At 36.4% G+C, this 11,959-nt stretch carries 10 protein-coding genes and 2 pseudogenes; all 12 read left to right on the top strand.

The features are described from left to right. Positions 1-218: 218 nt before the first annotated feature. The 12 genes and pseudogenes from PB01_RS11240 (at position 219) to PB01_RS11195 (ending at position 11,918) form a co-directional block, all read left to right on the top strand. Positions 219-434 carry a hypothetical protein gene (locus tag PB01_RS11240; RefSeq protein ID WP_151700280.1) on the top strand — a complete coding sequence of 72 codons (216 nt, stop codon included), beginning with the start codon at positions 219-221 and terminating at the stop codon, positions 432-434. Positions 435-866: 432 nt separating this feature from the next. Continuing rightward, the gene (locus PB01_RS11235) at positions 867-2,144 is read left to right on the top strand and encodes an IS110 family RNA-guided transposase (RefSeq protein ID WP_151700279.1); all 1,278 of its coding nucleotides are present in this window, start codon (positions 867-869) and stop codon (positions 2,142-2,144) included. 430 nt (positions 2,145-2,574) lie between these two features. Further along, a complete protein-coding gene (locus tag PB01_RS11230; protein ID WP_151700278.1) occupies positions 2,575-2,916 on the top strand; it encodes a DUF6678 family protein in 342 nt (113 codons plus the stop codon). A gap of 157 nt (positions 2,917-3,073) precedes the next feature. Continuing rightward, positions 3,074-3,409, top strand: a pseudogene (locus PB01_RS21785) (DUF4259 domain-containing protein); the annotation flags it as partial. Continuing rightward, complete coding sequence (locus tag PB01_RS21780; protein ID WP_318837553.1) at positions 3,386-3,856, top strand: Imm26 family immunity protein; 471 nt, start codon at positions 3,386-3,388, stop codon at positions 3,854-3,856. The pseudogene PB01_RS21785 and the gene PB01_RS21780, both read left to right, overlap by 24 nt. Positions 3,857-4,041: 185 nt before the next feature. Beyond that, positions 4,042-4,830, top strand: a complete 789-nt coding sequence (locus tag PB01_RS11220) for a lipid II flippase Amj family protein (RefSeq protein WP_151702036.1) — start codon at positions 4,042-4,044, stop codon at positions 4,828-4,830. Between the two features lie 803 nt (positions 4,831-5,633). Further along, complete coding sequence (ltrA, locus tag PB01_RS11215) at positions 5,634-6,995, top strand: group II intron reverse transcriptase/maturase (protein WP_404815081.1); 1,362 nt, start codon at positions 5,634-5,636, stop codon at positions 6,993-6,995. A gap of 77 nt (positions 6,996-7,072) precedes the next feature. Continuing rightward, positions 7,073-7,396 carry a hypothetical protein gene (locus tag PB01_RS21940; RefSeq protein WP_404815080.1) on the top strand — a complete coding sequence of 108 codons (324 nt, stop codon included), beginning with the start codon at positions 7,073-7,075 and terminating at the stop codon, positions 7,394-7,396. Between the two features lie 246 nt (positions 7,397-7,642). Next, the gene (locus PB01_RS11210; protein ID WP_151700277.1) at positions 7,643-7,912 is read left to right on the top strand and encodes a DUF4190 domain-containing protein; all 270 of its coding nucleotides are present in this window, start codon (positions 7,643-7,645) and stop codon (positions 7,910-7,912) included. A gap of 167 nt (positions 7,913-8,079) precedes the next feature. Beyond that, positions 8,080-9,084: a DUF6241 domain-containing protein gene (locus PB01_RS11205; RefSeq protein WP_225986020.1), complete on the top strand. Its 1,005-nt coding sequence runs from the start codon at positions 8,080-8,082 to the stop codon at positions 9,082-9,084. Between the two features lie 385 nt (positions 9,085-9,469). Beyond that, positions 9,470-10,612: pseudogene (locus tag PB01_RS11200) on the top strand (IS3 family transposase). A gap of 140 nt (positions 10,613-10,752) precedes the next feature. After that, positions 10,753-11,918 (top strand): IS3 family transposase gene (locus tag PB01_RS11195; RefSeq protein WP_151700224.1). Its coding sequence is split into 2 segments (ribosomal slippage): positions 10,753-11,029 and positions 11,029-11,918, totalling 1,167 coding nucleotides; the frame shifts between segments, so codons are not numbered across the junction. Positions 11,919-11,959 lie beyond the last annotated feature (41 nt).

The following is an 11,959-nucleotide window of genomic DNA, read 5'->3' as shown; positions in this document are numbered from 1 at the left end:
TGAATGGTGACTTGGAGGAGCCGTGTGCGTAAATAGCGCAAGCACGGTTCTGTGAGGGGGGAGGAAAACAATCTACCGCAAGGTAGAAAGGTTCCCTTCTACTCGACTAGTTCAATAAGGTGAGTTTTATTTAGGGAAAAATTGGAACTTCTATTCCTTTTAAACGTAATAAAGTAAAGGAATAGATTAGTTCAATTGAAATAAAGGAGGGGAAGAAAATGAGTATCTTTAAAAAAGAGAATTTAAAAGGCATTTTATGGCTTTTCATTATCGCTTTTTTTGGAGTGTCTTTTTTAACACATACCGATAGTTATTTCAATACTAAAGCAATAAATTTACTCATCACTGGCTGCTATGTAAATGGTGGAGAAGCCATATTAGAAATCCATAACAATCTTACAAGTAATTATTCTTTTGAGTGTAAGCCGAAATAGATTTAATTGTAAATATTCATTGTATCGGGGAACTTAATTTAATTGAGTTACTCCATTTCTTATTCAACTACCATGAAAATTAGTTTCTTCAAGAAAAGAAAAATGACAATACTTAAGAAAACCCCTGCTTAATCGTAAAAAAAGAGGAGAGCGGATATTAATAAGTCTATTGATTTCGGTGGACTACTAGTATTGACTCCTCTAACCATTTTCTTTCTCTGTGGTGAAGCGCTGATTTTGGCTTCATGGATGGCTAACGGGTGCTTTAATAAAAGTTCGTTGAGCTGCTTTGGAGGCTCTTTTCTCTTATTGTGCTAACGGGGCAGCATTCCTGTTTGAAAGATGTTCGGGGTCTTGCAGAAAAAAGAGCCCTCTAGTATGATGCTGAGTGTCAACGACCATTGACCCATCATCTACAAGGAGGACTCCTAAATGCATTCTAAAATGAATAACAAAATTAATCAAGTAACTGAAAATACACTCGTCGTTGGTATAGACATAGCGAAGCACGTGCATTACGCCTGCTTTGTCGATGAACGAGGACGTGTGATAGAAAAAGCATTTTCTGTATATCAATCAAAAGAAGGATTCGAAAGCTTGTATGAAAAAATTAGACAAACGCTGCTGGAAACACAGAAAACGGAAGTCATCGTCGGCATTGAACCAACAGGTCACTACTGGATGAACTTAGCCTATTTTTTAGATCAATACGACATTCCACTTGTCATGGTAAATCCAATGCACGTCAAACGTTCGAAAGAACTTGATGATAATTTGCCGACTAAAAATGATAAAAAAGATGCATTAGTCATCGCGCGATTATTGAAAGATGGACGCTTTAGCTATCCGCGAATATTAAAAGAAGTAGAAGCTGAACTACGGATTGGTTCTACTCTTAGATCAAAGTTAACGGAGGATCTAGCAAGTATTAAAAATCGAATCATTCGTTGGCTCGATCGATATTTTCCTGAATTCACTCAAGTCTTTCCTTCTTTCGGAAAAATGGCACTTACTGCATTAGAAAGAACACCAATGCCACAGGACATTCAAGGGAAAACCGCGGAAGAACTTGTATTTCTCTACCGTCAGGTAGGGGGTATGAGAGCTCCACAACTACCAAAAGCTAAGCTACTCATTGAAAAGGCTTCAAACTCTATTGGACTGACAGAAGGACAAAAGATGGCCAAACATGAAATCGCCACACTCCTACGTCAGTTTCGCTTATTAGAAGCTGAAATCGAAGCAGTGAATGACCAATTAACTGAAATGGCAAAGACAACGATGGAATATGACCTACTCGCGTCAGTACCAGGTTTAGGTGATGCGACGATTGTTGATCTACTTTCCGAAGTAGGGAGCTTTTCACTTTACGAAAATCCACGCCAACTCATTAAACTAGCGGGACTAACATTACGTGAAAACTCTTCTGGTCAACATAAGGGTCAAAAACATATATCAAAACGTGGACGTAAGAGACTTAGACATATCCTTTTCAAAGTGATTGTTCCTTTGATTCGGCATAACCTAGCATTCAAACAACTTCATGAATACTACACCACAAGGAATCAGAATCCCTTACGGGGCAAGCAATCGATGGTAGTACTCTGTGGTAAATTACTAAAAATATTACATGGGATTTGTAAAAAGAAAGTGTATTTTAACGAGCAACTTATGATGAAAGATCTCTACTGTCTCGGAGAGGCAGCGTAAGCATTTCAATCAAAGAGCTATAACAAAAAGGATGATACGGAGAAGCCGGCAATATTACTAAACTTAGACTATGAGTCCCCGGGGCAGCTTAGCAGGCCTCTGCCTTATGAATAGACCGAACGAAGGAATGTAAGCGCGTTGACGCTAAGAGACATGGGAGGGTACGTCGTCATAAGCATCGCAGAGATCCATTGTGCATCGAAATAATGGAGAAAAAAGCTAATGATTTCCATTAGTTTTAGCGAAGCGTACGCTCAACTTGGTAATAAAATCTATAAATTCAAGACTCTGTTTATCAGAGAAGAGAAAAATATTTTTCTTTAATCACGAAGTGATGAAAACCGTTGATATCTCAATGTTTATAGAGGGAGGTTAGTTCAATAAGAAGTAATATAGTCTTAATTATATTTTATACAATAGGAGGGTAAAAATGAGGTTTGCTGGATACCAAAGTCTAATGAATGATACAAAATGGGAAGAAATTTGGTTAGCAATGATTGATATACCAGAACTCATCTATTGGCGAACAAAGGATATGGAGACTAATTATATTAGTGATTGGGATGTAGAATGGTTTTATCATTTCAAACTAGACGGAAATAGGGATAGCTATAAAACAATTGAATGGTTGGAAATTAAATTTGACAGTGAAGAAATAAAAAACAAATTAGTAAAAATCCTAAAAGAGATGCACACTCCAGGTGAGGTTTTAAGTAATACTATCAAGGCTTATGGCTATATAAAGGAAGGTACTTTTATGGATTATATTTAAAGCAACTTACTCAATTAACGGAGTGCTTTACTTCAAGAAGGAGTAGAGCCTTTTTCTTATTCAACTAAAGTGGCAGTTTGCATTGATAAGAATAGCTTTATTTATAAAAGGTTCTGGTTTGATTAAACTAACGTAAAATTTTGGGGAGTGTTTAAAAATGGGTGCCTGGGGAACAGGAATTTTTGATAACGATACATCTTGTGATGTCAGAGATAACTTTATCAATTTACTAGAAGAAGATAAAACTGCTGAAGAAGCAACAAAAATGATATTAGATGAATATTTGAAAGAAGAAGACTTGCAAGAGATATCTTTAGTTTATATCGGTCTTTCATCAATACAATTGGAGAAAAATTGTCTCCAAGAAGAAGTACGAAAAATGGCTGTCGAAATGATAGAATGTGGTGCAGAACTTGAACTTTGGGGTGGAATTAACGAAAAGGATTATGAAGAACGTAAACAAGTTCTAATTGATTTAAAAAAGGAACTATTAATTCCAAAATTAAAGGCAACTAAGTATACAAAAAAACGCCGTAGAATAAAATTTGGTGATGTTTACGCAATACCTTTACCTAATGGAAAATATGCTTATGGAAGAGTTTTTGCTGATGCAGGTTTTGGAGTGTATGAGCATATAGGAGAAAGTATGGCAGACACTCCAATAAGTGAGGATTACCAGTTTAATGTAGGAGTGTACCAACATGCTTTATCTTCAGGTAAGTGGACTTTTATAGAAAATCGTCCTTTTAAAAAAGAGGAAGAGGCTTTTCCTCCTCCTACTTGTATCATTGATAGTATTTCAGGAGAATATTCCATTTACCATAAAGGAGAAATCCGAAGTGCAACTAAATCGGAATGTGAAGGATTAGAAATAACAGCTGTTTGGGACGCAAATCATATTACTGATAGAATTATGGATGATGACAAGTGGCATAGATAGATGATCTTAAACTAACGCGGCAGTTTAGTTGAAGAAGGATATATAAAAACACTTTGGAAACAATTTCTAATTCTATTCGTTTATATATGGTAACTGTGAGATATAGACCAGATATCGAAAACTATTTCAAACAAATAAAAGTGGAGTAGGTAATGTCTTTGGAATTTTTCACAACGCAATTAGTAATGATTGCATTATTTATCTTAATAATTCATTCAATCGAAACCTTAGCTTATTCAGTACGTTTATCAGGGGCAAGAGTGAAACTATTAGCATCGGCACTTTCCCTATTTAATGTGATGGTAATGGTTTCAAGGCTAGCGAATATGATGCAACAACCTTTTACGGGAAGTTTGATTGATAATGCACCAAAGGAAAATACTTTAGAATTTGTCGAGAGCCAGTATCGAATTCTAATTGGTTCTGCAGCATTAGGCACAATAATAGGTTTACTTTTGTTACCGACATTTATTGCTGTTTTTTCGAGGGCAATCATTCATTTAGCAGGAGAGCGAGGTTCGATTCCAGCGTTATTAAAAAAAGGATTTACATTTTCATATTTAAGACGTGCAAAAAAGCATATTCATCTACCTAGATATACTTATTTGAAAGATATGAGTTGGCGAGATATACCTATTAAATTATTTTGCATTAATATATTGATTACAGCAATTTATACAATTGGAGTTTTATCTGCACTATATGCAGCTTTGTTTGCACCTGAACGAGCAACAACTGCTGTTATGGCATCGGGTTTAATAAATGGTATAGCTACAATATTACTAATTGTATTTATTGACCCCAAAATTTCAATCCTAGCGGATGATGTAATCAACAAAAAAGGGAATTATGTCACATTAAAAAGTGCCTCTATTATGATGGTTACATCAAGATTGTTAGGAACACTTTTAGCACAGGTCTTATTCATTCCAGGTGCAAAGTATATTGCTTGGTTTACACAGTTCCTAATGTAGTTCTATATCTTCTGAAATCATAAAAATAAGATTGTGAAATATTGTACTTAAACTAACGGTGCAGCGCGACAAGTTTTGTTATAAACACTAATGTGTGAAAAAACAAGGGATTTCTTCGGAAATCCTAACTTTATAACCGAGGATAGGAATGACAAAACCATGTATTTTGAAACTATCCCATTAAGTTTCCTGCATGCGTCATAATGGACAGATTATGGGGTCTGAAGCTCAGGTAAAGTCGGCAGAATAAAGGCTGAAGCCATTCCTCACGGAGAAGGTATGCCAATGGATATGCCGGATGGCTGAAAAACTAAATATGGTGAGAATTTTCTAGTGGAATAGAACAGACGAACCTCCGGATGTACGGGTCTAAAGTTAGAGCATAAGGAAACTTGTGTACCATTCAACGATGGAGTGAGTGACGTAGAGTAAAAATTGCTTCTATGAAACACGTTATACCGAACAATGGCGGTATCCAGCTCACAGGCTTACAGGAAGCACCTAAGTTTAGAAAAAATATAGCTAGGTTGTAAGGGACTTGGAAAGTAAGGAACGTTGACTCAAGGGCTGTCGCCCGAAACGGTTGCTATAAGCGGTATGGCGAAATGCATTTGTCCTTATGAGGGTAGGGGTACGACCAGTGAAAGCTCTGTAATGGAGGTGGAGGAACAGCCCCAAGTCTAGCGATAAGTAATAATTATTATTCAACTGTGCATTGCACCGGTCGGGTAAGAACGTGGGAACATCACTTCAAAAGGAATGATGCCACAGTGCAAGCTCTTCGATATTGGGATTATTACGGGATGACAGACACCTTTACAGACTTATATCAACGAGCCAAAAATAAAGAATCATTCCATCTGCTATACGACATCATCACGTCGAGGAACAATATTTTATTAGCGTATCGAATAATTAAGTCAAATAAAGAGTCGAAGACCCCTGGAACAGATGGTAAAACTATTGTAGACATGGAAAAACGTTCGGAGAACGAATTAGTAGAAGAAATACAAAGTAAGCTTAAAAATTATCGCCCAATGAAAGTTAGACGCAAACTAATAGAAAAAGATAACGGTAAGATACGACCATTGGGTATTCCATGCATTCTTGATAGAATCATACAACAATGCTTTAAACAAGTGTTAGAGCCAATGGCAGAGGCTCATTTTTATAATCATAGCTATGGATTTAGACCTTTACGGTCTACTCATCATGCGATGGCCAGAATTCAATTTCTAGTTAATCAGTCGAAACTCCATTACGTTGTAGATGTTGATATAAAAGGGTTCTTTGATAATATCAATCATACCTTGCTTATTAAACAGTTATGGAATTTAGGTATTCGGGATAGACAGGTTCTAGCCTGTATATCTAAAATGCTAAAAGCAGAAGTGGATGGAGAAGGTATTCCAACAAAAGGTTCTCCGCAAGGTGGCCTACTTTCACCGTTATTGTCTAACATTGTACTAAATGAATTGGACCAATGGATTGCGAATCAATGGGAACTATTCCCCCTCCATAAAAACTTAAAAACTAGAGAAGGTCAACTTCTTGCCAAAAAGCGAACTCACTTAAAAGAAGGCTACATAGTTAGATACGCTGATGACCTCAAAATCATCTGTCGAGATTGGAAAACTGCTGAAAAGTGGTATCATGCTGTAAAGCGTTATCTAAAAGACCGTTTAAAACTTGATATTTCACCAGAAAAATCGAAGATTATTAATCTACGCAAGAATGAGTCTGCTTTCCTTGGCTTCACAATACGTGCGAATCGTAAAGGAAAAAAGCGAGTCGCCCATACGTTTGTCAAAGCCGAAAAGATGCAGAAAATTAAGGCGGATGCAAAGAAACGACTAGAAATACTCCGAACATCGCCAACTACTCAAAATGCTATGCGCTTTAATAGTTTCGTCTTAGGGTTACACAATTATTTTAACAGAGCTACTCACGTCAACTTAGCGTTCTCACGCCTTGCCTACGAAATAGGTGCATCTATGTACAATCGTCTTAAACCTGTCGGTAAATATAAACATCCCAACAATCCGCCACCTGTCTATAAAAAGTTTTATGGCTCAGGCTCTAAAACGTATAAAATCGCCGGGGTATACCTCCTTCCTCTCGGGATCATTAAAACTAAAAATGTGATTGGTTTTCTCAAAGTATAACCCCGTTTACCCAAGAAGGTCGAGTACAAATAATCAAACAGTTGAGTAAAGACATAAGACATGAAATAGTATTGTTAATGGAATCAAAAATACCGACACGAAGTGTCGAATATATGGATAATCGGATTAGCAGATACAGTATGAAGAAAGGGAACTGTGAAATAACAGGCATGTTCTTAACAGCACAAAACGTATACTGTCACCATTATATACCTAAGCATCTTGGTGGAAGTGATAAATTCAATAATTTACGTATCCACCAAAAAGAGGTACATGAATTAATCCATATAACCGACAAAATTAAGGCGAATACTCTCATAAGAATTTTGGGTATCACTGAATCGATGTTAGAAAAAATCAATAAATATCGAGAAAAATGTGAGCTAGAAATAATCAAATAACCCAAATCAACATGAGTAACTTGAAACTTATAATTAATAATACCATCGCTAGATGGAACGCGGAATGCTTGGAAACTGGCACGTTCCGTGCGGAGTAGGGGAAAAGCTGGAGATAACATCAAATGCTTACCTATTACTAACGGTTAGTTCAATAAGCAGGGATTTTTTGAAAAGAAGTAGAAGTACTTGTTATATTGGAAATTATTCAAGTATTGGGCAGGTAAAGAATCGAGGTGGAAATAAAAAATGGTTGAAAAAACTCAAAGAAACAACAGTAAATCAGTAATTTCCTTAACACTTGGTATTCTTTCAATCCTAATACCATACATCGGGTTGATACTTGGTGTTATAGGAGTTGTAGTTTCAAGAAAAGCGACAAAAGAAATTGTAAAAACAAATGAAGGTGGCAGTGGATTGGCTACCTCTGGTTTAATTTGTAGCGTTGTAGGGATTATAATTCAACTCTTTCTAGTAGTGAGTATTATTGCTTTCTATTCTCTAACTAATGTAGGTTAGTATTTCAAGTTCTTCTTCAACTAACGGAGTGATTTAGTTAAATATGGCGACTTTCTTTTCGATGGTTTATTTTTATTAAAAAGGTGGTAATAGAAATGTAGTGGATTCGTGTTTTAGGTCTAGTTGTCTTAATGGCTTTGTTGAGTATAGGCGGTACTTATTATGTTTTGGAAAAGAACCATGAAAAAGAATCTTCTAAAGTTGTTGAAAATGAAGTAGATAGCAGTTCAAAAGAAGATGAAAAAAAAGAGTTTGTATCGACAGTGGATACGAGATTTGGTTGGGAAAATACTTTTCATTCCAAGATGATTGATGAATGGAAAAGTAGAAATGAACCATTTGTTGACAATCTAGTGGAAGATGTGATTCAACAAATGGCGCACCAAAAGATTATTGCTGGTGAAAAAGAAGGTTCAATTATAATAACACCAGAAAGAATCGACATTTTGATACAGATGGTAGAAGAAAATAAAGACAAATATGAACATTATGAAACATATTTAGATATATTAAAACGTTGGAAAAAGGGTGATTTTTCAACAGTTGACAATGATCATAATGTTTTGATGCGTATTCAAGGGTCCAAAACTGGTGGTGTAGCGACAGGTATCGCTACAGAAGAACAAGAGGTACACTATATATTCCAAGTTTTCGCTAAGCAGGTAGATGAAGTCTTTGGTTCGACAGAAAAACATAATGAAACAGAATCCGAATTCAGCGACCCGAAGACCTGGAAGGACGTTTCAACGCCTGAAGGCTTCAACAGTTATGGAATAGAACCAACGTTGGAAGCTTGGATTGCCTATCACGCTGAAGATATTACCAAAACAACTGATGTGAAAGAATATTACCCGAGGGCAAGGCGTTTCATTACGGAAATGAAATATTTTCGGGTTCAAGGTGAAGACCTTCAAAAAGACTTTGCAAATTTGATGATGCTTCAAACTTGGATAAGCCATCTAGATTATGTTATATCAGTAAACGATCAGCAAGGGATTAGAACGGCAGAAAACTATGAAGAAATGAAAAAATCTTTTAAATATTTCACCGAACTACTTCACGATATCGACATTGTAATAAATCACGACGGAAAGGGCGAAACATTCGGGTTCGCGTACCAATTAGACGGGAAAAAGGTTCAGGAAATAGATACGTACATCCATATAAATTAACTAGTTTTGAGGTCACTTCAAGAAGGATTACCGCTATTTTGTTGAACCTATTAAGCTAACGGGTGCTTTAGTTGAATATTCGCTTTCCGAAATAATCAACCTTTATTACAAAAAGCCCTATACAGGTATGGAAAATAGCCCCTTTTTGATCAATCTTTGTTCAAAATAGGGGCTATGATTTTCTATTAGAATCAGCATTTGCAGCAGTGTTTTAATCAATCTCTATCCCAAAACAACAGCTGAATCATTAATTTATATACCAATATACGGAAAAGAGAGCTAATTCATTCAACGGCACTGACCTAAATAAATGAGACAAATAAAAGCACCTTTCGTTGAAAAACGGGTATACAACACCTAAATTCAATACGGAGGTGTTTTTTCTATGGGGACAAGAGTCAGTTATCCAGTCGAAGTGAAAATGAAGGCAATAGAAATGCGACTGGCTAAAGTACCAGTAAAGGAAGTAATGGAAAAATTGAGTATTCGGAACAAAACGCAATTAAAGAGATGGATGCATTGTTATTGAAATGGAGAAATCCACCGTCTCCATCAACCAGTCGGTAAACAATATACCTTCGGTAAAGGACCGGAATATGGCAGTGAGACTGCCAAAATGCAGGCAGAGAATCGATATTTGAAAAAGCAGAATGAAGTATTAAAAAAGTACGAGGAATTGGAAAGGAAGTGGTGCCAAAAGTAGTGATCCAATTAGTTGAAGAATTAAAGAACGTTATGCCAGTTGGAGAGATTTGTCGTCACCTTGGTGTAGGTCGCTCATCTTACTATCGTTGGAGAAAGAATGCCGATCAAAACACACAAAAGGAGATTCGAGATCAACAGATTGGCGACATGTGCAAACAATATAAGTTCCGATATGGTTATCGAAAGATTTCTGCTCTATACAGAGGAGTTTGTGTGAAAACTGTGCAGCGTGCTATGCAAAAATATGGTTGGCAATGTGGAGTAAAGGTGAAAAAACGGAAGCGTACGGGAAAGCCGGCATATGTCGTACCGAATTTATTGGAACGGGATTTTTTAGCTTCTAGTCCCTTAGAGAAATTAGTTACAGATATTACGTACTTGCCTTTTGGCCAATCGATGATATATCTTTCTAGTATTCTCAATGTCTTCAATGGCGAGATTGTGGCACAAACTATCGGTTTCAAACAAGACACCAATTTTGTATTGGACACACTCAATCAATTGCCTAATCTACCAGAAGGATGTATTCTGCATAGTGACCAAGGTTCCGTTTATACTTCCTATGCTTATCAAAAAGCAGTCAAAGAAAAAAGAATTACCAATGAGCATGTCCCGCAATGGCATGCCAGCTGATAATTCCCCAATCGAAACGTTGCATTCCACGCTAAAGTCTGAAACGTTCTATCTAGACGATATCTATCGCACAACGAATGCATGTGTGATACAAATCGTCGAAGAATACATTACTTATTATAACAATATCCGTATTCAAACGAAATTAAACAGCCAATCGTCGATTCAATACCGTCAATTGGCTGCATAATAGGGGTTTTTATTCCTGTCTCAAAAAGGGTAGTCCACACAGTGCCCTCCCAGTGGACTAACCTAAAATAGTGAGACAATATAAAACACCTTCGGTAATGGTACACTTAAAACAAGTACTTAAATCGGAGGTGTTTTTGCATGGGCAAAAACGTGTATACAAGTGAGATTAAATGGGCAGTCGTCAAAGAAAAAATGAGTGGTAAGCTAACAACGAAAGAAATTATGGAGAAATACGGAATTAAGAATAAATCTCAAGTTGAGACATGGATGAGATGGTATAGAGCGAATGAAATTCATCGTTTTGACCAACCGATTGGGAAACAATATACGTTCGGGCATGGACCTGATTTTAAGAGTGAAGAGGAGAAGAAAGATACGCAGATGAACCATTTAAAAATGGAGAATGAGATTCTAAAAAAGTATTTGGAAATGATAAAGGAGTTGAAAAACACATAGTTCTTCAAATCGTGGAAAAGTTTCGGAAAAACTATACAGTAAGTGCCATTTTATCAGCCTTAGAAGTACCACGTTCCAGCTTTTATCGTTGGTTAGCTGAAGGTGTTGAGAAGTTTTTAACCTTAGCAGAAGAAGCAATCATCGAGCTATGTAAGACAACGAAATACCGTAATGGTCATCGTAAAATAAAGGCGTTATTAAAAAGAGATTATGGAATCAAATTAGACCGCAATACCGTTCAGAAAACCATGCAAAAGTTTCATCTTCAATGCAAAGTAAAACAAAAAAGAAAATGGAAATCTCAAGGTGAGTCAGTAGTAATTGCTCCAAATGTATTAAATCGTAACTTTATAGCTAGTAAACCGAACGAAAAATGGGTAACGGATATTACGTATATTCAATATGGTAGCGTCACATTATATCTTTCGACGATCATGGATCTATATAACAATGAAATTGTCACTTATAAGCTTTATAATCATCAACAGACTCCGTTAGTCATGGATACGTTGCGTGAAGCGTTAATAGCTCGCGGAAATCCCCAAGGAGTTATTGTTCATTCTGATCAAGGAAGTGTCTATACATCGTATGCTTATCAAAATGCCTTGAAGGAAAACCATTTAGTTAGCAGTATGTCCAGACGTGGAAACTGTTGGGATAATGCAGTAATTGAGTCCTTTCATTCTAGTTTAAAAACAGAAGAGTTTAGCCTAGCCAAGTTTAATTCATTAAGTAATGTCAGTGTTGTGCAAAGAATTGACGAGTATATTCGTCATTACAATGAAGAACGTATCCAAGAAAAATTAGGCTACCTTACGCCAAAAGAATTTGGCATTGCGGCAGCCTAAAAAGGTGTTTTATATGTGTCTCATATCGCTAGGTCAGTTCA

The sequence above is a fragment of the Psychrobacillus glaciei genome (genome assembly GCF_008973485.1).
Taxonomy (GTDB): domain Bacteria; phylum Bacillota; class Bacilli; order Bacillales_A; family Planococcaceae; genus Psychrobacillus; species Psychrobacillus glaciei.
The sequence above is the reverse complement of the archived record's forward strand: the minus strand, read 5'-3'. Positions and strand labels throughout refer to the sequence as shown.

Coding starts and splice junctions, on each gene's coding strand:
- ltrA (WP_404815081.1), top strand. CDS start 5,634: ATGACAGACACCTTTACAGACTTATATCAACGAGCCAAAAATAAAGAA.
- PB01_RS21940 (WP_404815080.1), top strand. CDS start 7,073: ATGGAATCAAAAATACCGACACGAAGTGTCGAATATATGGATAATCGG.
- PB01_RS11240 (WP_151700280.1), top strand. CDS start 219: ATGAGTATCTTTAAAAAAGAGAATTTAAAAGGCATTTTATGGCTTTTC.
- PB01_RS11235 (WP_151700279.1), top strand. CDS start 867: ATGCATTCTAAAATGAATAACAAAATTAATCAAGTAACTGAAAATACA.
- PB01_RS11220 (WP_151702036.1), top strand. CDS start 4,042: ATGATTGCATTATTTATCTTAATAATTCATTCAATCGAAACCTTAGCT.
- PB01_RS11210 (WP_151700277.1), top strand. CDS start 7,643: ATGGTTGAAAAAACTCAAAGAAACAACAGTAAATCAGTAATTTCCTTA.
- PB01_RS11230 (WP_151700278.1), top strand. CDS start 2,575: ATGAGGTTTGCTGGATACCAAAGTCTAATGAATGATACAAAATGGGAA.